This window comes from Caballeronia zhejiangensis, from assembly GCF_000698575.1.
Lineage (GTDB): Bacteria > Pseudomonadota > Gammaproteobacteria > Burkholderiales > Burkholderiaceae > Caballeronia > Caballeronia zhejiangensis.
In genome coordinates this window covers 89,346-114,393 of sequence record NZ_JFHD01000020.1, presented here as the reverse complement: position 1 = coordinate 114,393, position 25,048 = coordinate 89,346, and the positions used below count along the sequence as shown (strand labels likewise).

General features: G+C 64.0%; 23 protein-coding genes and 1 tRNA gene. 14 read left to right on the top strand and 10 right to left on the bottom strand.

All coding sequences use genetic code 11. The features are described 5' to 3' along the window. The 3 genes from BG60_RS23270 to loiP form a co-directional block, all read left to right on the top strand. Positions 1–488: malonate decarboxylase holo-ACP synthase (locus BG60_RS23270; protein WP_034473078.1), on the top strand; the 488-nt coding region annotated here is incomplete at its 5' end. After that, positions 485–1,420 carry a malonate decarboxylase subunit epsilon gene (gene mdcH, locus BG60_RS23265; RefSeq protein ID WP_033535786.1) on the top strand — a complete coding sequence of 312 codons (936 nt, stop codon included), beginning with the start codon at positions 485–487 and terminating at the stop codon, positions 1,418–1,420. The genes BG60_RS23270 and mdcH, both read left to right, overlap by 4 nt. A 169-nt stretch (positions 1,421–1,589) precedes the next feature. After that, on the top strand, positions 1,590–2,348 hold the full coding sequence (loiP, locus tag BG60_RS23260) for a metalloprotease LoiP (RefSeq protein WP_033535773.1): 759 nt from the start codon (positions 1,590–1,592) through the stop codon (positions 2,346–2,348). Between the two features lie 206 nt (positions 2,349–2,554). Here the strand turns inward: loiP and BG60_RS23255 are convergent. The 6 genes from BG60_RS23255 to cysS all read right to left on the bottom strand — a co-directional run bounded on the left by BG60_RS23255 (position 2,555) and on the right by cysS (position 9,426). Continuing rightward, positions 2,555–2,647, bottom strand: a tRNA-Ser gene (locus BG60_RS23255). A gap of 174 nt (positions 2,648–2,821) precedes the next feature. Further along, complete coding sequence (locus BG60_RS23250; protein ID WP_008341825.1) at positions 2,822–4,072, bottom strand: aspartate kinase; 1,251 nt, start codon at positions 4,070–4,072, stop codon at positions 2,822–2,824. 327 nt (positions 4,073–4,399) lie between these two features. Next, a complete protein-coding gene (gene tilS, locus BG60_RS23245; protein ID WP_034473076.1) occupies positions 4,400–5,827 on the bottom strand; it encodes a tRNA lysidine(34) synthetase TilS in 1,428 nt (475 codons plus the stop codon). A gap of 43 nt (positions 5,828–5,870) precedes the next feature. Then, on the bottom strand, positions 5,871–6,842 hold the full coding sequence (locus BG60_RS23240; RefSeq protein ID WP_008341830.1) for an acetyl-CoA carboxylase carboxyltransferase subunit alpha: 972 nt from the start codon (positions 6,840–6,842) through the stop codon (positions 5,871–5,873). 119 nt (positions 6,843–6,961) lie between these two features. Further along, positions 6,962–7,981, bottom strand: a complete 1,020-nt coding sequence (locus tag BG60_RS23235) for an endonuclease III domain-containing protein (protein WP_008341832.1) — start codon at positions 7,979–7,981, stop codon at positions 6,962–6,964. A gap of 47 nt (positions 7,982–8,028) precedes the next feature. Further along, a complete protein-coding gene (gene cysS, locus BG60_RS23230; RefSeq protein WP_008341833.1) occupies positions 8,029–9,426 on the bottom strand; it encodes a cysteine--tRNA ligase in 1,398 nt (465 codons plus the stop codon). Between the two features lie 555 nt (positions 9,427–9,981). Between cysS and BG60_RS23225 the strand changes: the two genes are divergently transcribed. The 4 genes from BG60_RS23225 to BG60_RS23210 all read left to right on the top strand — a co-directional run bounded on the left by BG60_RS23225 (position 9,982) and on the right by BG60_RS23210 (position 12,678). Further along, positions 9,982–10,659 carry a tetratricopeptide repeat protein gene (locus tag BG60_RS23225; protein WP_167561861.1) on the top strand — a complete coding sequence of 226 codons (678 nt, stop codon included), beginning with the start codon at positions 9,982–9,984 and terminating at the stop codon, positions 10,657–10,659. A 54-nt stretch (positions 10,660–10,713) separates the two neighbouring features. Continuing rightward, positions 10,714–11,295: a peptidylprolyl isomerase gene (locus BG60_RS23220; protein ID WP_008341835.1), complete on the top strand. Its 582-nt coding sequence runs from the start codon at positions 10,714–10,716 to the stop codon at positions 11,293–11,295. 74 nt (positions 11,296–11,369) lie between these two features. Continuing rightward, the gene (locus BG60_RS23215; RefSeq protein WP_008341836.1) at positions 11,370–11,861 is read left to right on the top strand and encodes a peptidylprolyl isomerase; all 492 of its coding nucleotides are present in this window, start codon (positions 11,370–11,372) and stop codon (positions 11,859–11,861) included. 13 nt (positions 11,862–11,874) lie between these two features. Beyond that, positions 11,875–12,678, top strand: a complete 804-nt coding sequence (locus tag BG60_RS23210) for a UDP-2,3-diacylglucosamine diphosphatase (protein ID WP_008341837.1) — start codon at positions 11,875–11,877, stop codon at positions 12,676–12,678. Here BG60_RS23210 and cysE read toward each other — a convergent pair. Together cysE and BG60_RS23200 are read right to left on the bottom strand one after the other, a co-directional pair. Beyond that, positions 12,675–13,481, bottom strand: coding sequence for a serine O-acetyltransferase (gene cysE / locus BG60_RS23205; protein WP_008341838.1), 807 nt, complete (start codon positions 13,479–13,481; stop codon positions 12,675–12,677). The genes BG60_RS23210 and cysE overlap by 4 nt on opposite strands. Positions 13,482–13,608: 127 nt before the next feature. After that, entirely contained in the window at positions 13,609–14,379 is a 771-nt protein-coding gene (locus tag BG60_RS23200; protein WP_033535788.1) for an RNA methyltransferase, read from the bottom strand. Between the two features lie 251 nt (positions 14,380–14,630). On the opposite strand from BG60_RS23200, the gene BG60_RS23195 reads away from it, so the two are divergent. From BG60_RS23195 to BG60_RS23175, 5 genes are all read left to right on the top strand, one after another. Next, on the top strand, positions 14,631–15,434 hold the full coding sequence (locus BG60_RS23195; protein WP_008341842.1) for an inositol monophosphatase family protein: 804 nt from the start codon (positions 14,631–14,633) through the stop codon (positions 15,432–15,434). 195 nt (positions 15,435–15,629) lie between these two features. Further along, positions 15,630–16,928, top strand: coding sequence for a lysophospholipid transporter LplT (gene lplT / locus BG60_RS23190; protein WP_034473075.1), 1,299 nt, complete (start codon positions 15,630–15,632; stop codon positions 16,926–16,928). Positions 16,929–17,132: 204 nt separating this feature from the next. Beyond that, positions 17,133–17,501: an ElaB/YgaM/YqjD family protein gene (locus BG60_RS23185; RefSeq protein ID WP_008341847.1), complete on the top strand. Its 369-nt coding sequence runs from the start codon at positions 17,133–17,135 to the stop codon at positions 17,499–17,501. Between the two features lie 222 nt (positions 17,502–17,723). Continuing rightward, positions 17,724–20,417: a DNA mismatch repair protein MutS gene (mutS, locus tag BG60_RS23180; RefSeq protein WP_034473073.1), complete on the top strand. Its 2,694-nt coding sequence runs from the start codon at positions 17,724–17,726 to the stop codon at positions 20,415–20,417. A gap of 49 nt (positions 20,418–20,466) precedes the next feature. Then, positions 20,467–21,744, top strand: a complete 1,278-nt coding sequence (locus BG60_RS23175; protein ID WP_034473072.1) for a hypothetical protein — start codon at positions 20,467–20,469, stop codon at positions 21,742–21,744. Positions 21,745–21,787: 43 nt separating this feature from the next. On the opposite strand, the gene BG60_RS23170 is transcribed toward BG60_RS23175, so the two are convergent. Next, positions 21,788–22,336: an FKBP-type peptidyl-prolyl cis-trans isomerase gene (locus BG60_RS23170; protein WP_008341850.1), complete on the bottom strand. Its 549-nt coding sequence runs from the start codon at positions 22,334–22,336 to the stop codon at positions 21,788–21,790. Positions 22,337–22,369: 33 nt separating this feature from the next. Here BG60_RS23170 and BG60_RS23165 point away from each other — a divergent pair, with 33 nt between their 5' ends. Next, positions 22,370–23,608: a cupin domain-containing protein gene (locus BG60_RS23165; protein WP_034473071.1), complete on the top strand. Its 1,239-nt coding sequence runs from the start codon at positions 22,370–22,372 to the stop codon at positions 23,606–23,608. 268 nt (positions 23,609–23,876) lie between these two features. Beyond that, on the top strand, positions 23,877–24,131 hold the full coding sequence (locus tag BG60_RS39660) for a hypothetical protein (RefSeq protein WP_074168913.1): 255 nt from the start codon (positions 23,877–23,879) through the stop codon (positions 24,129–24,131). A 127-nt stretch (positions 24,132–24,258) separates the two neighbouring features. Here the strand turns inward: BG60_RS39660 and BG60_RS23160 are convergent, their stop codons facing one another. Continuing rightward, positions 24,259–25,032 carry an MBL fold metallo-hydrolase gene (locus tag BG60_RS23160; RefSeq protein WP_008341854.1) on the bottom strand — a complete coding sequence of 258 codons (774 nt, stop codon included), beginning with the start codon at positions 25,030–25,032 and terminating at the stop codon, positions 24,259–24,261. Positions 25,033–25,048: the final 16 nt, after the last annotated feature.

The window sequence follows — 25,048 nt, the reverse complement described above, 5'->3', positions numbered from 1 at the left end:
CGATTCCCGTCGGCGTGCGCGGAATGGCGCGCGGCGAACGCTTCGGCGCGTGGATCGAGACGCGTCACATCGACGCGATGCTCACGCCCGAAGCGCTGCGCACGCGCGAGCCGGATCCGGCGCGTCGCGACCTGCCCGCGTTCGCGTTGTTGCGCGCGGTCGCGCCGATCATCGACGGATGCGGTCTCGAATGGGGCCCGGCCGGCAGCGCGGGCTTCGAGCTCGCGTGCGCGATGCCGGCGATCACGCGCGACAGCGACCTCGATATCGTCGTACGCGCGCCGACGCCCTTGCCCCGCGAAGACGCATCGGCGCTCTTCGATGCGCTCTCGCGAGCGGCGCAGAAGGAAGACACGCGCATCGACGTGCAGATCGAAACATGCGACGCGGCTTTCTCGCTCGCGGAGTTCGCGCGCGTCGGACTACGCGTCATGCTGCGGCACGCCGACGGCCCGCGCCTCGTCGCGAATCCGTGGGCAGCGGCATGATCGCGTACCTCTTTCCCGGACAGGGCGCGCAAGCGCCGGGCTTTCTGCATCGGCTCGGCGGCGGCGAGCCGCATCCGGCGATCGTCCGCACGCTCGACGAAGCATCCGATGTGCTCGGCGCGGACGTCCGCGATCTCGACAGCGCCGACGCGCTCAAATCGACCGTCGCCGTGCAGATTTCGCTCGTCGTCGCGGGCGTGGCCGCGGCGCGCGCGCTCGCGGAGGAAGGCGTCGAGCCGAAAGCCGTCGCGGGCTTGTCGGTCGGGGCGTTCGGCGCGGCGGTCGTGTGCGGCGCGATTTGTTTCGACGATGCGCTCGAACTCGTGCGCCTGCGCGCCAGGCTGATGGAAGACGCGTATCCGAGCGGCTACGGCATGCTCGCCGTGCTCGGGCTCAACGAAAGGGAGATCGCCCGCGCGATCGCCGATTGCGGCGCCGACGCCTACATCGGCAATCTGAACGCGCCGCGTCAAATCGTCCTTTCGGGCAGCGACGCCGCGCTCGCGCAAGTCCGCGACATCGCCCTGTCGCGCGGCGCGCGGCGCGCCGAACGGCTGTGCGTGAGCGTGCCCTCGCATTGCGTGCTGCTGGAAAGCGCCGCGCAACGGCTCGGCGAAGCGGCGAGCAAGGTGCGGATCGAGGCGCCGCGCATCGCCTACATCGGCAATCGCGGCGCGCGCGTGCTGCGTCGCGCCGACGCCATTCGCGAAGACCTCGCCACCAATCTGCGCTATCCGGTGCGCTGGCACGAATCGACGATCGCGCTCGCCGAACTCGGCGCGAAGGTGTTCGTCGAGATGCCGCCGGGACAGACGCTCACGCAGCTTGCCGCCGAAGCCTTGCCGGACGCGGCTTCGATCGCGATGGACGCCGCACCCGCCGCATCCGTCGCCGCACGCGTGCGCGCCGCCTGCAGGCGCGCGACCGATTGATTCGCGTTCCGTGCGCGACTGATGCACGGTTTCCGCTGGCGTTTTCATCTTTTTTGCCGACAAAATCGGAATTTTCGAATAGCTTACGAATCGACTGTCATTAGCATTTCGCTGCGTTCGCGCACTCTGCGCAGAACGACGATCACAACAACATTCGAAAGGTAAAACTATGATGATCTTCCGCATCGCGCTGGCGGCCTCCGCTGTGTTCACACTTGCGTCGTGCAGCAGCATGAGCAGCATGGATCCGAACCAATTGATGCAATCCGGGCAAATGGCGACTCAGGCGCTGTCGCTGAGCGACTCCGATGTCCGCACGCTGTCCGACAAGTCCTGTGCCGAACTCGACAAGGAAAACAAAGTCGCGGCGGCCAACAGCCCGTACACCCAGCGCTTGAACAAGATTTCGAAGCAGCTCGGCGACAACATCAACGGCGTGCCGGTCAATTACAAGGTCTATCTGACGAAGGACGTCAACGCGTGGGCGATGGCGAACGGCTGCGTGCGCGTTTACAGCGGCCTCATGGACCTGATGAACGATGACGAAGTGCGCGGTGTCGTCGGGCACGAAATGGGGCACGTCGCGCTCGGCCATACGAAGAAAGCGATGCAGGTGGCGTACGCGACGTCGGCGGCGCGCACGGTGGCTTCGGCGGCGGGCGGTATGGTCGGAAGCCTGTCGGCGTCGCAGCTCGGCGATCTGTCGGAAAAATTCGTCAACGCGCAGTTCTCGCAAACGCAGGAATCGGCCGCTGACGATTACTCCTTCGATACGCAGAAGAAGAAGGGCTACGACCCGAAAGGACTGGTCACGGCGTTCCAGAAGCTCGCGACCATCGATGGCGGCAAGTCGAGCATGCTGAGTTCGCATCCGTCGTCGCCGGCGCGCGCGAAGCATATCGAGGACCGGATCGCGTCGGGGAAGTAAGGATGTGACTGAGCGCGAGCGGCGACGCTCGCGTTCTCTTCGGCGACGATTCAGAAGGATGACGAAGCGATGCACTTCGTCGCAATGCACTTCGTCGCAATGCACTTCGCCGCAATGCACTTCGCCGCAATGCACTTCGCCGACTAACGCGGCAAAAAGAAAAAGCCCCGCAAGTTTTTAACCTTGCGGGGCCTTTCTACGACAACTGGCGGAGACGGAGGGATTCGAACCCTCGATCCAGTTTTTAGCCAGATGCTCCCTTAGCAGGGGAGTGCCTTCGACCTCTCGGCCACGTCTCCCAAACTTTTCGCCGCACCGGGAGTGCAGTGCAACGAGATCGAGATAATAGCGTGTTCGCAGGCCGGGGTCAAATTCACACGACGATTTTTTTCGAAACGGCCAATATGGAATCGCGCGTTCAGCGAACCGCAACGATGTGAAGGCCAGCGAGCCTTCACATCTCCGTCACACGCTTACACGCGATCCAGCTCGAACGCCTTGTGCAGCGCGCGCACGGCGAGTTCGGTGTACTTCTCGTCGATCAGCACCGAGATCTTGATTTCGGACGTCGAGATCATCTGGATGTTGATGCCCTCTTCCGACAGCGTGCGGAACATCGTGCTCGCAATACCCACGTGCGAGCGCATGCCGACGCCCACCACCGACACCTTCGACACCTTCGGGTCGCCCAGCACGGTTTCGGCCTGGACGTGGCCCTTCACCTGGTTGTTCAGGATTTCGAGCGCGCGCTGATAGTCGCCGCGGCCGACCGTGAACGTGAAGTCGGTCTTGCCGTTCACGCTCTGGTTCTGAATGATCATGTCGATGTCGATGTTCGCATCGGCGACCGGGCCGAGAATCTGATACGCGACGCCCGGCTTGTCAGGCACGCCCATGACCGCGATGCGCGCTTCGTCGCGCTGGAACGCGATGCCAGAAATCACTGCTTTTTCCATGTTCTCGTCTTCTTCAAAAGTAATCAGGGTGCCGGAGTGCATTTCGGCTTCGAGCGGCATCAGCGGGTCGGTCAGGCTGGAGAGCACACGCGTCTTCACCTGATACTTGCCGGCGAATTCCACCGAGCGGATTTGCAGCACTTTCGAGCCGAGGCTCGCCATCTCCAGCATTTCCTCGAAGGTCACGCGGTCCAGCCGGCGCGCTTCTTCCACCACGCGCGGATCGGTCGTGTAGACGCCGTCGACGTCGGTGTAGATCAGGCATTCGTCCGCTTTCATCGCCGCCGCGATCGCAACCGCCGACGTGTCCGAGCCGCCGCGTCCGAGCGTCGCGATATGGCCTTCCGGATCGACGCCCTGAAAGCCCGTGATGACGACGACCTTGCCCGCGTCGAGGTCCTTCAGCACGCGTTCGCCGTCGATTTCGCTGATACGCGCCTTCGTGAACGCGCTGTCCGTCTTGATCGGCACTTGCCAGCCGGCATAACTCACGGCGTCGAGGCCTTCCGCGTGCAGCGCGATGGCCAGCAAGCCAACGCTGACCTGCTCGCCGGTGGAGGCAATCATGTCGAGTTCGCGCGGGTCCGGATCGGCCTTGATGTCTTTCGCGAGACCGAGCAGGCGATTGGTTTCGCCGGACATCGCCGAGGGCACGACGACCATCTTGTGGCCGGCCTTATGCCATTTGGCGACGCGCTTGGCGACGTTCTTGATGCGCTCGACCGAGCCCATCGAAGTGCCGCCGTATTTGTGTACGATGAGTGCCATTGTCGTTCTTGAACTGGAGAGAAAACCGCGCTTCACGCGCTTTGACGCGAGAACGCTCGAGACTCGCGCTCGATCGCTTCAGGGGATGTCGAAGCCGGCTACGATACGCGGGCGCTGCCGCACGCCCTTCGCACGCTCGCGCCATTGATAAGCGACGCGAGCGGATGCGTCGTTGCGGGCGAAATCGAGTCTTTTGAACGCAGATGCCGCGCAAAAACGCGCTTGGGCGAAAACGAGTTACCGTACCCGATCGAGGCTGAAATTACAAGATGAGGCACCGGTGACGGCGATTTTACCGGCTTCGGCGCAACGTTTGCCCAAAGCGCCTCACACGAGCAGCAAATCCGGCCGCCACGAAATGCGCCGCAGCGGTCCGTGCGCGGCGCTCGGCGCGGCCTCGCGGTTCACGCCGACATGCGGCACGAACAGCAGCGCCTCGCCGATGAAAAGCAGCGGCACATCGCGCTTCCAGGCCGGCACGCCGCGCTCCTGAAAGAGGTTCTTGAGCGTGCGGCTCGGCGCTTCGGCCGCGACGCGCATGCGCTCGCCGCCCGCACGCGAACGCGCGACGAGCGGCGCGGCGCGCAACACGCCCTCCCCGACGACATCGTCGGCGGAAGAATCAGCGGGCTCGAACACGAACGAGCCGCGCCATTGCGGCAGACGCCACACCTCTTCGCCCTGCCATAGCAGTTCCGCCGCGACTTTGAGCGCGGCCGCGCCTTCATCGAGATCGGGCGCATCGGCGCTGTCGCCGGCTTCCCAGAACAGCAGATTGCGATACACGCGCAAGCTGTGCCCCGCATGATCGACGCGCAGCGCGTGGCCATCGCGCGCGGCGGCGGCATCGCGCAACTGACGCAACATGTCGGCGATGCGCGCCGTCGATGCCGCCATCAAACCGCGCGAGCGGATCCAGAAACGCATGAGATTGATCGCGCGCTCGTCGTCGAGTGCGAGAAACGCGTCGAGCACGAGCGCGCCCTCTTCGTCGGCGCTCTGAACGTGTCCCAGATCGATGCGCGCAAGCTGATCCAAAAGCCGCTGCGCCGCCGCGGCATGCGATGCCGTGCGCGCGAGGGCATCGCGAAAGCCGGGAAAATGCACCGCGAGCATCGGCAGCACGTCATGGCGCAGCGCGTTGCGCGAATAGCGCGTGTCGGCGTTGGATTCGTCGTCGATCCAGCTCAGGTCGCGCTCGTGCGCGTATTGCTCCAGTTGCGCGCGCAGCAGGCGCAGCAGCGGACGCACACGCGGCGCGGCGCCGTCCGCGCGTTGCGGCGCCATCGCCGCGAGGCCCGCGACGCCCGCGCCGCGCAGCAGTTGCAGCAGCACGGTTTCCGCCTGATCGTCGGCATGATGCGCGATGAGCAGCGCCGCCGCGCCATGCTGATCGCAGAGCTCGTCGAGCGCGCGATAACGCGCGTCGCGCGCCGTGGCTTCGAGGCTCTCGCCGCCGGTCCGCGCGACATCGACATGACGCGCGTCATACCGCACGCCGAGCGACGCCGCAAAGCGCTCGCAATGCGCGGCCCACGCGTTGGCGTTCGGACTCAGACCGTGATGAACATGCAGCGCGATCACACGTCGCGCGCCGAAGCAACTCACGGCCGCGTCGAGCAGCACGGTGGAGTCGAGCCCGCCGCTCAATGCGACCGCGAGAAGTGAATCCGGGGAAAGGTCCGCGTCCGAAACCGCCGCGCGCACCGCCTGTAACACGAGGCGGCCGGCCGGGGTTTCGTTATCGGATGTCACGAGAGTTCGTGATGGATGAGATGACGAAGATGACGGGAACGGATTACGCGCCCGGCAGCGATTCCTTGAACTTGCCGTACGCCATCAGCTTTTCGAAGCGGCGCTCGCGCAAGTCGTTGACGCTCATGCCCTGGAACTGACGCAGCGAATCGGCGAGTGCGCGGCGCAGGAGCGCGGCCATGCCCTTCGCGTCGCGATGCGCGCCGCCGAGCGGCTCGTTCACGATCTTGTCGATGAGACCGAGCGCCTTAAGACGATGCGCCGTGAGGCCGAGCGCTTCGGCCGCTTCCGGCGCCTTCGCCGCGCTCTTCCACAGGATCGACGCACAGCCTTCCGGCGAAATGACCGAGTACGTGGAGAACTGCAGCATCATCACGGTATCGGCGACGGCGATCGCCAGCGCGCCGCCCGAGCCGCCTTCACCGATGATCGTCGTGATGATCGGCGTCTTGAGCTCCGCCATCACATAGAGATTGCGGCCGATGGCTTCCGACTGGCCGCGCTCTTCCGCGCCGATGCCCGGGTACGCGCCCGGCGTATCGACGAACGTGAAAATGGGCAAGCTGAACTTCTCGGCGGTACGCATCAGGCGCTCCGCCTTGCGATAGCCTTCCGGACGCGGCATGCCGAAGTTGCGCAGCGCGCGTTCCTTCGTGTCGCGGCCCTTCTGATGGCCGATCACCATGCACGGCTGGCCATTGAAGCGCGCGAAGCCGCCGACGATCGCAAGGTCGTCCGCGAATGCGCGGTCGCCATGCAATTCATGAAAATCGGTGAAAAGCTCGCTGACGTAATCGAGCGTGTACGGACGCTGCGGGTGACGCGCAATCTGCGAAACCTGCCACGGCGACAGGTTTGCGTAGAGATCCTTCGTGAGCTGCTGGCTCTTCTTCGACAGCCGCTCGATTTCTTCCGAAATATCGACAGCGGAATCGTCCTGAACGAAGCGGAGTTCTTCGATCTTCGCTTCGAGTTCAGCGATCGGCTGCTCGAAATCCAGAAACGTGGTCTTCATATGTTCGAGTCCTGGGAACATCGGGCAGCGCGTATTCTAACCGCGTCCGCCCCTCAAAAATTCGCGCGTGAACTATCGATTATAAAGCAACGATAGCGCGCGCTTTTCGCGTGGTTATTTTAGTGATCTGACGGAATCGGATTGAGGCTGCGCCACATGTACCACGTCGCGACCGTGCGCCACGGTTCCCAGTTCGCCGCCACTTCGCGCGCCTCGCTGCGCGTCACCGGCTCGCCGCTGAAGTAGTTGACGCTGATCGCCTGAATCAGGCCGAGATCGTCGAGCGGCAGGACGTCCGGGCGCGACAGATTGAAGATGAGGAACATCTCCGCCGTCCATCGGCCGATGCCGCGAATCTGCGTGAGCTCGGCGATGACGGCTTCGTCGTCCATCGACGTCCATGCGTCGACGTGCAGCGCGCCCGATTCGAAATGCTGCGCGAGATCGAGAATGTACTCGGCCTTGCGTTTGGATAAGCCGCACGCCTGCAGTTTCTCGTGACCGAGCTTGATGAAGTGCGCCGGATGAACCTCGGGACATGCGCCCTTCACCCGTTCCCAGATCGCCTGCGCGGCCTTCACCGAAATCTGCTGGCCGGCAACGGAACGCGCGAGCGTGGAGAACGGATCGCCGAGATTGACGAGATGAATCTCGCCGAACTTCGGAATCAGCTTCTTGAGTATGCGGTCGCGTCGCATCAAATCTGCGCACGCGCGGTCCCAGTAGTCGGGACGAACGGCTTCGCGCGTGAGTCCGCCGATCTGCACGGGCACCGCGGCATCCGATGTGACGACGCGCGACTTGCGCACCACTTCGCCGCGTTCGGCGACGAGCGCCTGAGCGCGCGCGCCATCGCCTGCGATCGCGCGGCCGTTGCCCTTCGCGGGCGACGCTTCGGCTTCTTCCGTGCCCGCTTTCGATGCGCGCGCAGCGCCGTTCAGGCGCGTTGCCGTCTCCGGCTTCGCGGCCTTGAGCGCAACGCTGCGCGCCGGCTTCGCCGTCTTGCCGGCCGCCGCACCTGCGCCATCGATCTTCTGCGTGTTCACTTTCGTTTGTGCGCTGCTCGCGCGCTTCGTTGCGCCCGACGCATCGCTGACAGACGCGGGTCGCTTGACCGGCGTCTTCCTGGCCGTTGCCATCTTGCCTCCTGCCTGGTGAGTCGATCAGAGGGTTCGAAGGGCCGCGCTCAAACGCGGCGCCATTCGGTCGACCCACCCGGTTTGTCTTCAAGCGCAATACCGGCTTCGAGCAATGCAGCGCGAATCCGGTCTGCTTCGGCATAGTTCTTCGCCCGCTTCGCGGCGATGCGCTCGGCGATCTTCGCTTCGATCTCTTGCGGCGAGAGTCCCTCGCTCGAGCCTGCGCCGCTCGCCCGCTGCAGGAACGCACGCGGCTCGCGCTGAAGCAGTCCGAGCACGCCCGCAAGACCCTTGAGCTGACGAGCGAGCGCGGCATCGCGCGTACGATTCACTTCGCTCGCGAGATCGAACAACACCGACACGGCCACCGGCGTGTTGAAGTCGTCGTTCATCGCAGACTGGAAACGCTGCGCGTTCGCCTCGCTCCAGTCAAGTTGCTGATTGTCCGGCTCGACATCCTTCAACGCCGTATATAGGCGCGTCAACGCGTTCTTTGCGTCGTCGATATGCACGTCGCTGTAATTCAGCGGCGACCGATAGTGTGCCCGCGCAATAAAGAAGCGCACGACTTCAGCATCAAATTTTTCAAGAACTTCGCGGATCGTGAAAAAGTTGCCGAGCGACTTCGACATCTTTTCACTGTCGATCTGCACAAAGCCGTTGTGCATCCAGTAGTTCACGAACTGCTTTCCGGTTGCGCCTTCGCTCTGCGCGATCTCGTTCTCGTGATGCGGGAACTGGAGATCCATGCCGCCACCGTGGATGTCGAACTGTTCGCCGAGCAACGTGCAGCCCATCGCGGAACATTCGATGTGCCAGCCGGGACGCCCGCGGCCCCACTTCGAGTTCCAGCCTGTGTCTTCCGGCTCGCCCGCCTTCGATTGCTTCCACAGCACGAAGTCGAGCGGATCTTCCTTGGCGTCGTTGGCCGTGACGCGCTCGCCCGCGCGCAAGTCTTCGATCGACTTGCCGGACAGCTTGCCGTAGTCGGTGAACTTGCGCACCGAGTAATTCACGTCGCCGTCTTTGGCCTGATATGCATAACCGTTGGCGTGCAACGCATCGATCATGCCGAGCATCTGCGGCACGAACTCGGTCGCGCGCGGCTCGATGTCCGCACGCGCGACGCCGAGCGCGTCCATGTCCTCATACATCGCCTCGATGAAACGCTGCGTGAGCGACTTGATCGATTCGTTGTTCTCCACCGCGCGGCGAATGATCTTGTCGTCGATGTCGGTGATGTTGCGGACGTAAGTCACCTTGTAGCCGATCTCGCGCAGCCATCGCTGAACGATGTCGAACACCACGAACATGCGCGCGTGCCCGACGTGACAGTAGTCATACACGGTGATTCCGCAGACATACATGCGTACCTCGCCGGCGCGAAGCGGCGTGAAGGTTTGCTTGTCACGCGCGAGCGTGTTGTAGATGCGCAGCGAGTTCATAGAAGGCGAAGCATGGGCCGGAATCAACCGTGTGCCGGGCAGCGAGCGCCGTGAGCGATACGCGCGGGAGCGAAGAGACCCACACGCGAGCGCGAACACGACGGTCATGCGACCAGGACGGAGACGGCCACGAGTGGCGAAAGACAGTCTGGAGTCGGCGCGAGATGCTCGCCTGGAGATCCAGGCGCAAGACTCGTGCGCGGGACGTGCAGACCTTTTGTTAGAATGGGTCGGAGTATAACACCGGGACTTGAGCCTATGAAATCTCGAAGCGGCCGCGCGGCGGGCATGGCAAGCCGCGCTCCGGGCCGGGCCGAAAGCCTTGCCGGACACGACGCCGCATCGGGCATTTCCGCTCGTTCTCCAGTGCTCGCACGCCTTCGCGTGCTCGGGCGCTCGCCGTCCCTTTCGCCGCTTTCACGGCTTCTTTCGCAGCCTCATTCATTGACTCGATTCCAAGTGACTCATCGCCACGCGCGCACGCCTCTGCAACTCTCTTGCCGGCTCGTTTCCCGGACGCTCGCCATCGCGGCGCTCGGCTTCGCATGTGTCGGCATGTCCGGGGCCGCGCTCGCGCAGACCTCGACCGCAACTCGCGACGACACGCCGCAGATCGATTCGGCCATCGCGGGCAAGGACTGGAACGCCGCGCTAACACAACTCGATGCGCGCATCGCGAGCAACCCGCGCGACGTGCAGGCAAAGTTCAAGCGCGCCACCGTGCTCGCGCGCCTGAATCGCGACGACGAAGCCATCGCCGCCTTCACCGAGCTCACGCAAGCCTATCCCGAATTGCCGGAGCCGTACAACAACCTCGCCGCGCTCTACGCGAAGAAGGGCCGCTACGAGGATGCACGCGTCGCGCTCGAAACCGCGGTCAAGGCGAATCCAGGCTACGCGCTCGCCTATGACAACCTGGGCGATCTTTATCTTCGTCTCGCGAGCGAGTCGTACAAGCGCGCGCAATCGCTCGGCTCGAAGAGTCCGCTCACGCGCCAGCGCATCACGGCGATTCAGAACATCTACAACCCGCCGAAGAAGCGCGCGGGCGCGGCAGAAGGCGCATCGGGAACGGGCGCGGCAATTGCGCCAAGTCCGGCCGCGGACGAATGGGCGCCGGCATCCGGAGCCGCCTCGCCGACGATGCCCGGTCCCGACGATTACGCGCCGTTCGGCGGCCCGACGAGCCCGCTGCCGGCCACGCCATACGTCGCGCCGCAAGCGCAGCCATAAGCAGGCGCATTCGCGGCCGACTGTTTGCATTCACCACACGAGGATCGATCCTTCATGAAATTCCTGATGTTGGCGCTGTCGAGCGCTGCCCTGATCGCGACCACGCCTGCGTTAGCGCAGCCGAACGCGCAGGCCGCGCACCCCACCGTGCTCTTCAAGACCACGCAAGGCGACATCAAGGTCGAGCTGTATCCCGAGAAAGCGCCGAAGACGGTCGCGAACTTTCTCGACTACGTGAAGTCCGGTCAGTACAGCGGCACGATCTTTCATCGTGTGATTCCGGGCTTCATGATCCAGGGCGGCGGCTATAGCACGAGCTTCGCCGAGAAGCCGACGCGCGCGCCGATTCCGCTCGAAAGCAAGAACGGTCTGAAGAACGCCACCGGCACGCTCGCGATGGCGCGCACGAGCGATCCGAATTCGGCCACCGCGCAGTTCTTCATCAATACCGTCGATAATGCGGGTCTCGACTATCCGAGCCCGGACGGCAACGGCTACGCCGTGTTCGGCAAGGTCGTCGCGGGCATGGACGTCGTGAAGAAGATCGAAGGCAGCCCGACCACCACGCGCGGCCCGATGCAGGACGTGCCGCAAAAGCCGACCGTGATCGAGTCGGCCACCGTGGTCCCGCAGTAATCCGTAAGCGCCTGTCGCTGACCTGGCGCGCGCTGCGCCAGGGCTCAATCAAACACAATGGAGAGAACATCATCATGGTCGAACTGCATACGAACCACGGCGTCATCAAGATTGAACTGGACGCCGACAAGGCCCCGAAGACGGTCGAGAACTTCCTCAACTACGTGAAGAAGGGTCATTACGACAACACCGTGTTTCATCGCGTGATCGATGGCTTCATGATCCAGGGCGGCGGCTTCGAGCCGGGCATGAAGCAGAAGCCGACCGATGCGCCGATCGACAACGAAGCCAACAACGGCCTCAAGAACGAAAACGGCTCGATCGCGATGGCGCGCACGAACGACCCGCATTCGGCGACTGCACAGTTCTTCATCAACGTGAAGGACAACGACTTCCTGAACCACTCGTCGCCGACGCCGCAAGGCTGGGGCTACACCGTGTTCGGCAAGGTTGTCGAAGGCATGGACGTGGTCGAGAAGATCAAGAAGGTGAAGACCGGCTCGAAGGGCTTCCACCAGGACGTTCCGGTCGACGACGTGGTGATCGAGAAGGCCGTCGTGGTCTGATCACGGTCATTGCATGATCGATACGAAGACTTCATTCGATCGCGAAGCAGCGGGCACAGCGAAAAACGCGCGCCCGCTGTTTTTCATTGGCGATCTGCATCTTTCCGAAGCGATTCCGAAAACGGTTGCGGCCTTCGAGCATTTCATCGAGGTCACGGCGAACGACGCCGATTCGGTCTTCATCCTCGGCGACCTGTTCGAGTTCTGGATCGGCGACGACATTCTCGACGGCCCCGCGACCGACCCGCGCGCCAGCTTCGCGCGCCGCATGACGCGCCTCATGCATACGCTCTCGGAACGCGGCATCGGCCTATATGTGATGCACGGCAATCGCGATTTCCTGCTGGGCAAGCGCTTCATGAAAGATGCAGGCGCGCTGCCGCTGCCCGATCCGTTCGTCATCACCGCGTTCGGCAAGCGCATCGTGCTCGCCCACGGCGATGGCCTGTGCACCGCCGATCGCGCCTATCAAGCCTTTCGCTCGTTCGCGCGCAACAAGCTCGCGCAACGGCTCTTTCTGGCGTTGCCGCTCGACACGCGCCTGGGCATCGGCCAGCGCATGCGCTCGAAAAGCGAGGGCGCGCGCGTGACCACCGGCGTCAAGGCGAAGTACGACGTGACGAAGAAAGCGGTCGCGGAACTCTTCATCAATAGCCGCACGAACACGCTGATTCACGGCCACACGCATCGTCCGGCGATGCATCGCGAAGTCGCAGGCGTGCGCTGGGTTCTGCCCGACTGGGAACTCGACGCGGACCCGCCGCGCGGCGGCTATCTGCGCGTCGATGAAGAAGGCGTGCGCCCGCTGCCGCTTTAACTCGCGCGTTCGAGCGACGCGGCGCGCTCGTCCGCCGCCTTGCCATCCATCGACGTGCACAGGCGCTTGAGATCGACGAGCGCGGCGCCATCGACGGCGTTGAGCGCTTCCACGCGCGCGCCGAGCCGTTCGAGCGCCGCGACGATGTCGTCGATGCGCTGCGTCTGCGTCGACGCGTGATCGATCAGCCCGTGGATCGCGAGCGACACGGGATCGTCCGCGTTCGGCGTAATGCCGTAAGCGCAAAAGCCGCTCTTCGCGGTTTCATCGGATGGCTTCTTCGCGACGGCCGGCATCACGATGCGCGCCGGATTGCCCACCGCCGTACCGCCCGCCGGCACCGGCTTCACGACGACCGCATTCGAGCCGATCTTCGCATCGGCGCCGACCGTGAAGCCGCCGAGCACCTTCGCGCCCGCACCGACGATCACGCCGCGCCCGAGCGTCGGATGACGTTTCGCGCCGCGCGTGAGCGACGTGCCGCCGAGCGTCACGCCCTGATAGATCGTGCAGTCGTCGCCGATTTCGGCCGTCTCGCCGATCACGACGCCCATGCCGTGATCGATGAACACGCGCCGTCCGAGCGTCGCGCCCGGATGAATTTCGATGCCGGTGAGAAAGCGCGCGATCTGCGACACGAACCGCGCGAGCCAGCGCCACTGTCCGCGCCAGCACGCGTTCGCGATGCGATGCAGGACGATCGCGTGCAGCCCCGGATAACAGGTGACGACTTCCCAGGCGCTGCGGGCGGCGGGATCGCGCTCGCGGATGGCGGCGATGTCTTCGCGAAGTCGGTCGAACATGGCGATGTCTCTGAAAGGGGGACGAGTGCTTTGCACGAATCGCGCAAAGCTTATCGGCGTTCGCCGTTTTTCGCCGATTGTAGGACGAGCGCGCGCAGTCTGCCCGATGCCCCCGACGCCAGCGCGGTCAGTCCTTTTTCGTCCGAAGGAGGATGTGCTTCGCGATGCCGCGCAAAATATTCACTTCTTCGCGCTCGAGCCCGGAACGCGCGAACATCCGCCGCACGCGCGACATCAGCTTCTTCGGATTGGCCGGATCGAGAAAATCGAGCGCGACGAGCGCGTCTTCGAGATGCGCGTACATGCCTTCGATTTCATCGCTCGATGCGCTCTGCCCCGCCGATTCCACCACGGCAAGCGGGCTCGCGGACGTCTGGAACGCGACGCGTAGTTCATACGCGAGCACCTGCACGGCCTGCGCGAGATTGAGCGAGCTGTAGGCTGGATTGGCCGGAATATGTGCGAGCGCGCTGCATCTTTCGACGTCCGCGTTGGAAAGCCCGGTGCGCTCGTTGCCGAACACGAGCGCGATATCGCCGTGGCGCACGAATTCATGCGCGCGTTCGGCGAGCGCGCGCGGCGGCATCTGCGGCGGCCCGTATTCGCGCATACGCGCGGTCAGCGCGACCGACCAGCGCACGCCGACGAGCGCATCGGCGAGCGTGTCGACGACATGCGCGGACGCGAGCACGTCGTCGGCGCCGGAGGCCATCGCGATGGCTTCGGGCTCGTTCTTGACGTCGGTCACGCGCGGCGCGACGAGGACGAGGCGCGCGAAGCCCATCGTCTTGAGCGCGCGGGCGGCCGCGCCGACATTGCCCGGATGACTCGGCTCGACCAGGATGAAGCGCGTCGACGTGAAGCCGCCGGCGGGCGCGGAAAGTTCGTTGGGTTCCAAGGCGCGGTTCGTGCTGAATTTTGAAGAAAGTGCGACCCGATATGTTAACGCGCTTTGGCCATGCGCCGGAACCGCGCGGCCACTTTCGGGTAAAATGGCGCCTTCGCGCGCGGCGAACGGTTCTTGCGTGGCTTCCAAAGAACCTTCGCGCGAACGCCCCGCTCTTATTCAATTCGTCTTTCGTCGACATAGTCGTTGTCGCCAATTTTCCCGTCCACACGAAGCTGCTGGGCGGTCAGAGGATTTCGCTCATGCATCCGATGCTCAATATCGCTGTCAAGGCCGCCCGCCGCGCCGGACAGATCATCAACCGCGCGTCGCTCGATCTGGATCGTCTCCAGGTCAGCAAGAAACAGCACAACGACTTCGTGACGGAAGTCGACAAGGCGTCCGAAGCCGCGATCATCGAGACGCTGCACACCGCCTATCCCGATCACTCGATCCTCGCCGAAGAATCCGGCGCGACGGATCGCGAGTCGGAGTTTCAGTGGATCATCGATCCGCTCGACGGCACCACCAACTTCATCCACGGCTTTCCGTACTACTGCGTGTCGATCGCGCTCGCGCACAAGGGCGTCGTGCAGCAGGCGGTCATCTACGATCCGACGCGCAACGACCTCTTCACCGCATCGCGCGGCCGCGGCGCGTATCTGAACGAGCGACGCATTCGCGTGGGCAAGCTCGACCGTCTGTCGGATGCGCTGATCGGCACCGGCTTCCCGTTCCGCGACGGCCAGGGTCTGAACGCCTATATGCGCCTCTTCAGCGAAATGACGCTGTCGTGCGCAGGGCTGCGCCGTCCGGGCGCGGCGGCGCTGGATCTCGCGAACGTCGCGGCCGGCCGTCTCGACGGCTTCTTCGAGCAAGGCATCCATCCGTGGGATGTGGCGGCGGGCAGCCTCATCGTGACCGAAGCGGGCGGACTCGTCGGCAACTACACCGGCGAATCGGATTTCCTGTTCAGAAACGAAATCGTCGCCGCCAATCCGAAGGTCTACGCGCAGATGGTCAAGATCCTCGACATGTACTCGCGCACGCGCCTGACCGGCGAATAAGCAGCATCGAGGGGGCGCGTCTTGCGCCCCTTTTGTTTGACCTCTTCCGCATCCCGGGCGCGCCGCCTGCTCTGCACCGAATGCAGGGCTCCGTTACAGTGCAAGCTTTGCCCTCGTTCCGGCAACGGCGATGCGCGCTTTCTTCCGCCTGCCCCGCTCTCACGCCGCGCGCCGCGCCCCACGTCATTCCCGCTCATGAAGAAAGGCTTCTATACGATCATCGCCGCGCAGTTCGTTTCGTCGCTCGCCGACAATGCGCTCCTGATCGCGGCGATCGCCATGCTCGCCGTCGTGCATTCCGCGCCGTGGGTCACGCCGCTGTTGCAGATCTTCTTCACGATTTCGTATGTTCTGCTCGCGCCATTCGTCGGCGCATTCGCCGATGCGATCCAGAAGCGCCACGTCATGTTCACGTCGAACGCGCTCAAGGCGGCCGGCTGCGCGATGATGATCGCGGGCGTGCATCCGATGATCGCGTATGGCGTCGTCGGCCTCGGCGCGGCGGCCTATTCGCCCGCGAAATACGGCATTCTCACCGAGCTCTTGCCGCCGCAAAAGCTGATCGTGGCGAACGCGTGGCTCGAATCGGCGACGGTCGGCTCGACGATTCTCGGCACCGTGATCGGCGGCGCGCTCGTGAGCCAGGTCGTCGGGCGCTGGGTCGAGCACGCGCATCTGCCGTTCGTGAGCAGCGCCGCGCACGCCGCGCTCTTCGCCGTGATGGTGATCTACGCGTCGGCGGCCGTCATCAACGTATTCATCCCCGATACCGGCGCGCGCTATCCGAATCTGCTGAACGAACCGACGAAGCTCGTCCACGATTTCTCGCGCTGCTTCATGGTGCTGTGGAAGGACAAGCTCGCGCAGATCGCGCTGTGGGTCACGACGCTGCTCTGGGGCGCGGCCGTCACGCTGCAATTGCTCGTGCTGAAATGGGCCGATGCGAACCTCGGCCTGTCGCTCTCCAAAGCCGCCGTGCTGCAGGGCGTGACGGGCGTGGGCATCGCGCTCGGCGCGGCGGCGGCGTCCGCGTGGATCGTGCTGCGCCAATCGCTGAAAGTGCTGCCGGTCGGCGTGCTGATCGGCGCGGTCGCGGTCGCGATGGCGTTCTACAACAAGGACCTCTTTCCGGCCGGCGCGGGCGTGCATATCGGTCCGCTCTTCGCGCCGGCGTACATCCTGATGGCCTATCCGCTGATGATCGCGCTCGGCGGCCTGTCGGGCTTTTTCATCGTGCCGATGAACGCGATCCTGCAGCATCGCGGCGCGACGCTGCTGTCGGCCGGACATTCCATCGCGGTGCAGAACTTCAACCAGAATCTCGCCGTGCTCGCGATGCTCGGCGCTTACGCCTTGCTGTTGACGGAGAAGGTGCCGGTGCAGTGGATCATCGTCGCGTTCGGCGTCTTCGTGTGCCTGATGATGGCGCTGGCGATGCGCCGCCACACGCACAACGAGCGCGAAACCGATCTCGTCGCGCTCGTCGAGGAATGAACCTTGCTCCACGGTGAACGGTGTATTCTGGGTTCATGCCCCGGCGCCGGCTCACGAGGAAACCATGGAGGAACGCCGGCGGCGGGGTCGGGTCGTAACGCCATGTACGGCCCGGCGCGGCCGATCGCGGGCATCCGCATGGCGCATCGCGGACGGACCCGGCGATATTCATTCCTCGGCAAACGTCAATAAAGGAGCATGGAAATGGGATTGTTCACACGTTCGACGCTCGACAGCAAGATCAATGGCGCAGCCGATGTCGGCCAGCGCGCGGTACGCGGTGCGAGCGACGCGGTCGATTCGGCGAGCAGCCAGTTGCGCAGCCTGCTCGATGATCTGGAAAGCTCGATCTCCGGCGCAAGGGACGTCGATGCCGACAAGCTGCGCAAGGAACTGCAATCGCGCCTCAAGACCGCCCGTTCGCAGATGAACGGCGCGGGCACGGCGCTCACCGGCAGACTGAACGACGCAGCCGGTTACGCCGACGAGTTCGTTCACGACAAGCCGTGGCACACGCTCGGCGCGGTGGCGGGTCTCGCATTGCTCGTCGGATATCTCGCCGGGCGCGCGTGACGCGCTCCGGCGTCATCGGAAATCGCCGCCGGCACGGCATCGCGTCCGTGCCGGCGGCGGCGTTCGCGTGGGCAATGCATATCGACTAGACACATCTCGTTGGCCATTCGGCCGACTCGCCGTCATCTCGCGACAGGTTAAACTCCTGCTCTATCGGCTGAACGACGGCCAGCGCACGTCGCGCCCGGCCGTTTAGTCATTCTGGCCTTCAAAGCACGCAAGATGGGCACTCAAACGGCAACTCCCGACACCTCACCAGACACCGCCGCGCCGCTCGCGGACCTGTCGCAGCACACGCCGATGATGCAGCAGTATCTGCGCATCAAGGCGGAGCATCCCGGCACGCTCGTTTTCTACCGGATGGGCGATTTCTACGAGCTTTTCTTCGACGACGCCGAGAAAGCCGCGCGTCTGCTCGATCTCACGCTCACACAGCGCGGCGCATCGGGCGGCAATCCGATCAGGATGGCGGGCGTGCCGCATCACGCATGCGAACAATATCTCGCGAAGCTCGTGAAGCTGGGCGAATCGGTGGCGATCTGCGAGCAGATCGGCGATCCGGCGACATCTAAAGGTCCGGTCGAGCGCAAGGTCGTGCGCGTCGTCACACCGGGCACGCTCACCGACGCAGCCCTGCTCTCCGATAAGAGCGATGTCTATCTGCTGGCGCTCTGCCCCGCGCACAACCGTCGCGGCGTGGTGACGAGCGTCGGCCTCGCGTGGCTCAATCTCGCGAGCGGCGCATTGCGTCTCGCGGAAGTCGCGCCGAATCAGGTCAGCGCGGCGCTCGAGCGCATTCGTCCGGCGGAAACGCTCATCGCCGATTCGATCACCGACGTTCAGGCGTCGCTCGGCGTGACGCATCCCGGCGCGACCACGCGCGTGCCGGCGTGGCACTTCGACGTCGGCTCGGGCACGCAGCGCTTGCGAGAGCAACTCGATGTCGCGAGCCTCGACGGTTTCGGCGCGCAAACGCTCACCTGCGCGTGCGGTGCGGCCGGCGCGCTGCTGCTCTATGCCGCCGCCACGCAAGGCCAGCAGTTGCGCCACGTGCGCAGTCTGAAAGTCGAATACGAATCGGAGTACATCGGGCTCGATCCGGCCACGCGACGCAATCTCGAACTCACCGAAACACTGCGCGGCACCGAATCGCCGACGCTGTTCTCGCTGCTCGACACTTGCTGTACGACGATGGGCAGCCGCCTGTTGCGCCACTGGCTGCATCATCCGCCGCGCGATGCGTCGATCGCTCAGGCGCGCCAGCAGGCGATCGGCGCAGTGCTCGACGCGCCCACGAGCGGCGGCCTCGACACGCTGCGCGGCGCGCTACGCAAGATTTCGGACATCGAGCGCATCACGGGCCGTCTCGCGTTGCTGTCGGCGCGTCCGCGTGATCTGTCGAGCCTGCGCGATACCTTCGCCGCGCTGCCCGATCTGCGCGCCCTCGTCGCCGCAGTCGCCACGCATGCGCCGGCGCTCGAGCGCATCGACGCCGGGCTTGAACCGCCGCACGAATGTCTCGATCTGCTGACGAACGCCATCGCAGCGGAACCCGCCGCGCTGATTCGCGACGGCGGTGTGATCGCGCGCGGCTACGATCCCGATCTCGACGAATTGCGCGATATTTCGGAGAACTGCGATCAGTTCCTGATCGATCTCGAAGCGCGCGAGCGCACGCGCACCGGCATCGCGAATCTGCGTGTCGAGTACAACAAGGTGCACGGCTTCTATATCGAGGTCACGCGCGGGCAGACCGACAAGGTGCCCGACGACTATCGCCGCCGTCAGACGCTCAAGAACGCCGAGCGCTACATTACGCCCGAACTGAAGGCGTTCGAAGACAAGGCGCTTTCCGCGCAGGAACGCGCCCTCGCCCGCGAACGCGCGCTGTACGACGCGCTCTTGCAGAACCTGTTGCCCTTCATCGCGGATTGTCAGCGCGTCGCAAGCGCGCTCGCGGAACTCGATCTGCTGTGCGCGTTTGCCGAACGCGCCCGCGCGCTCGACTGGGTCGCACCGGAATTCAGCGCCGACGCGGGCATCGATATCGAACAGGGCCGGCATCCCGTCGTCGAGGCGCAGGTCGAGCAGTTCATCGCCAACGACTGTTGTCTCAGCCAGGACCGCAAGCTGTTGCTCATCACCGGCCCGAATATGGGCGGTAAATCGACCTTCATGCGTCAGACCGCGCTGATCGCGCTGATGGCGCACGTCGGCAGTTACGTGCCCGCAAAGCGCGCGCGTTTCGGCGCGCTGGATCGCATCTTCACGCGCATCGGCGCCGCCGACGATCTCGCGGGCGGACGTTCGACCTTCATGGTCGAGATGACGGAGGCAGCGGCGATTCTCAACGACGCGACCGCGTCGAGCCTTGTCTTGATGGATGAGATCGGACGCGGCACGTCGACCTTCGACGGCCTCGCGCTCGCATGGGCGATCGCGCGGCATCTGCTCACGCACAACGCCTGCTACACGCTCTTCGCCACGCATTACTTCGAGCTCACGCAGTTGCCCGCGGAATTTGCGCAGGCGGCCAACGTGCATCTGTCGGCGGTGGAGCACGATCACGGCATCGTGTTCCTGCACGCGGTGAGCGAAGGTCCGGCCAATCAGAGCTACGGTCTGCAGGTCGCGCAGCTCGCCGGCGTGCCAGGCGCCGTGATCCGCGCGGCGCGCAAGCATCTCGTCCATTTGGAGCAGCAGTCGATCAGCCAGCCCGCCGCGCAATTCGACCTGTTCGCGAGCCAGCCTTACACGCCTTATGAAGATGAAGCGCCAGCGAAGGAAGCGCCCGAACATCCGGTGATGGAAAAACTGCGCGCGCTCGATCCGAACGATCTGCGGCCGCGTGAGGCGCTCGATCTGCTCTACGAACTGCATGAACTGGCGAAGCTTGCGCCGGATGCCTCGCGTTGAGCGTGACACTTCGCGCGTTGGGCGTGCCGCGACACGTTTGACGCGCGTCATGGCGATCGGCGCCGCACTCGCGTGCGGCACGATCGCGCAGGCGCGCGCCGAGGGCAGCGCGCCGCTCGGCTTCGCGGTTCTGTCCGGCGCCATTTCCCGCCCCGCCGACGAAGCGCCCGTGCGCCGCATGCTCGACGCGATCGGGCGCGACCCCAACATCGCGTTCATCGTCTACGACGGCAATTTGAAGGACGGCGCCGAACCGTGCCGCGACAGCGTCTATCAGTCGCGGCACGATCTGCTCGACGCGTCGCGCACGCCGCTCGTGCTGCTGCTCGGCCAGCACGACTGGGCGGATTGCGGACTCGCGCATGCGGGTGCCTACGATCCGGTCGAGCGGCTCGACTTCGTGCGCCAGCTCTTTTTCGCCGATGCCGGGTCGCTCGGGCAGAACCCGCTTACGCTCTCGCGCGAAAGCGATGTCGCGCGTTTTCGGACCTTCCGGGAAATCGTGCGCTGGCAGGCGCAAGGCGTCGCGTTCATCGGGCTGAATGCACCGAGTCCGAACAATCACTATCTGACCGCGGGCGGGCGCAACGGCGAGTTCGAGGATCGCGCCGTCGCGACAACATTCTGGCTCGAACACGCGGCGGAATCGGCGCGACGTTCCGAGATGCGCGCGCTCGTCATCCTGTTGCAGGGCGATCCCGATTTTTCGCGCTACGAACGGCGCGAGCGCTTCGCGTGGCTGCGCTTCTCGCGCACGAACCAGCCGCGCGATGGCTTTCTCGAATTGAAACGCAGCCTCGTGAAAGCGGCCGAAAGTTTTCGCGGGCCCGTGATCGTGATTCACGGCACGGATGCGCCCGAGCCGAACGGCTTTCACATCGATCAACCTTTGCGCAACGACAAGGGCTTGATCGTTACGAATCTCACGCGCGTCGCGATTGCGTTCAAGAAGCCGCAATCGCAATGGCTCGAAGTGCAGAGCGATGCTCAGTGGCATCCGCCGTTTCGTCTGCGCGTGCGCGATGTGAATGTGAATGTGAAGGACACGCGCACGCGTGAACCGGTCGCGCCACCAGAGACGCCAGCTGCATCCTACCCGGCTCCTTACCCCGCGCCCTACCCCGCGCCTCAGCCGACGATGCCCGCATCAGCGCCGCCCGCGTTGCCGCGTAACGACCTGCCCGAGTCGCTGCCGGCGCCGCCGTCGATGCCCCTGCCGGCATCCGACCTGCCGCCGATCCTCACGCCGCCGCAGTCGTTGCCGCCGATCTATCCCGTGCCCGCGTCGGGCGTGCAGAACGGGACCGGCGCGACGAACGGGCAATAAAAAAGCGCAGCCGTAGCTGCGCTTTCTTCATCGGCCGACGCGCTCAGTGCAGCGTCGGACCTGCGTCCTTGGGCGGTGCGTCGTCATCGTCTTCGTCGTCATCGACGACATGCAGGCCGTCCGCGCCGTGCGCGTGTTGATGTTCGATTTCGTCGTCCGTCGCCGTGCGCACTTCCTGCACCGACAGCGCGAAACGCAGCGCCATGCCGGCGAGCGGATGATTGCCGTCGAGCACCACTTTGTCTTCGGCGACGTCGGTCACGGTGTAGATGAGCGAGTCGATATCGTCATCGCCGTCTTCGGGCGTGCCTTCGAACTGCATGCCGACTTCCAGCGGCTCCGGAAAACGGCTGCGCTCTTCGACCTTCACGAGCTCGGGATCGTACTCGCCGAATGCATCCTGCGGCTCGAGTTGAATGAGCGTTTCATAGCCCGCCTCGTGACCGTCGAGCGCTTCCTCGATCTTGGGGAACGTGCCATCATAGCCGCCGTGCAGATAGACCATCGGCTCGTCGCTCTCCTCGATCAGATTGCCTTGCGCATCCGATAGCTTGTAAGCGACCGAAACGACAGTGTCTTTCGCAATTTTCATTGGATCCTCCAAGATACAAGCCTCGATTATACGATGCCCAAGCGGCCCTCATACGCAACACCGTCCCCCGTTTCCGGCCTTCCCGAGCATGCCCGCGCGCCTTTGCCGGACGAACTCACACCGCTGTTGGGCAACCGTACGCCGCGACAGTTCATGCGGCGTTACTGGCAGAAGAAACCGCTCTTGATCCGGCAGGCGATTCCCGATATCGCGGCGCCGCTCGCACGCGACGAACTGTTCGAACTTGCCGATCTCGACGACGTCGAGGCACGGCTCATCACGCATTTTCGCAATGCGTGGAATCTGGAGCACGGACCGTTCGCGCCCGACGAATTGCCATCGGTCAAAAAGCGTGAATGGACGCTGCTCGTGCAAGGCGTGAACCTGCATCACGACCGCGCACACGCGCTGATGAACCGGTTCCGCTTCATTCCGGACGCGCGCCTCGACGATCTGATGATCTCCTATGCGACCGATGGCGGCGGCGTCGGACCGCACTTCGACTCTTACGACGTGTTCTTGCTTCAGGTCCATGGCAAGCGGCGCTGGCGAATCGGCGCGCAGCGCGACCTTTCGCTAAAACCCGGACTGCCGTTGAAAGTTTTACAGCACTTCGAGCCCGAGGAAGAATGGGTGCTGGAGCCGGGCGACATGCTTTATCTGCCGCCGCATATCGCACACGACGGCATCGCCGAGGGCGAATGCATGACGGCATCGATAGGCTTTCGCGCGCCCTCGTCGCACGAGCTCACGGCTCAGTTCCTCTATCACCTCGCCGAGCGCGCCGGTGAAGCATCGGAGGGTGCTCGCGGCAACGCGCGGTATCGCGATCCGGCGCAGGAGCCGGTGTCGAATCCGGCGGCGCTGCCCGCGCTGCTGATCGACCGCGTTGGCGCGATACTTGCGAACGTGAACTGGAACGAAAAGGACATCGCGGAGTTTCTGGGTACTTATCTGAGCGAGCCGAAAGCGAACGTCGTGTTCGATGCACCCGACCGTGCGCTGAATGAGCAAAAATTTGTAGAACGAGCGAAAAAGACAGGCGTCAGGCTGGATAGAAAGACCAGTTTGCTCTACAACGCCCGTTCTTATTTCGTAAATGGCGAAGCGGAAGTCTTGTCGTCGAAGCTGAAAAAGTGGCTCCCTGAATTGGCCGATACTCGGTCTCTGGAGGCGAAACGCTTTGTAACACTTACAGACGAATCGACAATGACAGCGCTGCTACACGAATGGTATCGTGCGGGCTGGATTCTTTTGGGCGCTTTGCCTTGACGGGCGTGCCTTTACAGGATTTCACGGAATACAGCAGATGCTAGAAATTTGCTGTTCCGCAATATGAAAATTTGTATGAGAAAGACAACGTATCGTCCCCTGATTTATCGACGGTCGTTACGAAAGTGCCTATAATTTCCGGCCAAGCCGTAGGAAGTCTCACATAAAAAAGAATTGTGAGTCTCCACAGCGGCCCAGGTCGGTGTTGGAGCACACATTACCGGTACTTTGCGCTGTTGCTTACCTTTAACCATAAAAGGACGTGATCATGAAGAAATCCCTCCTCGTAGCATCCCTGTTGGCTGCTGTTGCTCTGGCTGCATGCAACAAGTCTAGCGAAACGGCTGCTCCGAGCGCTGCAAGCGATACGTCGGCTGCTTCGGCTCCGGCTGCTGCTGCTTCGGACGCAAACGCTGCTGCATCGAGCGCTTCGGCCGCTGCAAGCGACGCAGCTTCGGCTGCTGGCGCAGCTTCGGACGCTGCCGCTTCGGCTGCCGCTCCGGCATCGGGCGCAAGCCAGTAAGGCTAGCGCTACGCCGCAGGCCGCTTCATGCGGTCTGCCAACGAAAAAACCGGCCCTTGGGCCGGTTTTTTTGTATCTGCTTTTGTATCTGCTTGCGGCGTCGGTCGGCGCGCAAGGCGTCTTCGATTCAGAGCGTGAGCCAGTCGAAGCCTTCCGCCTGAGTCGCGACGACGACGTCCACCGCACTCGCGCCCAACACGGACGCAAGCGCCGCCTGCGCGAGGTGCGGCAGATTGTTTTGCTGACTCAGATGCGCGGCCACGAGATGGCGCAGCTTGGAGCGATCCAGCGACGCGAGAATGGCCGCCGCCGCTTCGTTATTCAGGTGTCCATGCGTGCCGCCAATACGCGCCTTGAGCATCGGCGGATAGCGGCTCGCGGCAAGCATCTCGACATCGTGATTGGATTCGAGCACGAGCGCGTCGCAGCCGCTCAGCACGCTCGTGATATGCGGCGTCGACACGCCGACATCCGTCAACACGCCGAGCCGGCTCGCGCCGTCGGAGAACACGTATTGCAGCGGCTCACGCGCATCGTGAGGCACGGTGTACGGCAGCACGCTCAGATCGCCGATGGCGACGCTTTCATCGCCCCATAGCACGTTCAATTCGACCTTGGCTTCATCGGCGCCGATGGCGCGCGCCGTGCCCCAGCTCATGTACAGCGGAATCGACCAGCGGCGCGCCAGCGTCAGCGCGCTGCCGATATGGTCCGTGTGCTCATGCGTGATGACGATGGCGTCGAGATCTTCGGCACGGCAGTTCAGACGCGCGAGACGGCGCTCGACCTCCTTGCCGGAGAATCCGCAATCGAGCAGCACGCGCGTCGTCGTCGTACCGCTCGATGCCTCGACGAGCAATGCATTGCCCTCGCTGCCGCTGCCGAGACTGGCGAATCTCACGATGTCTTCACTTCAG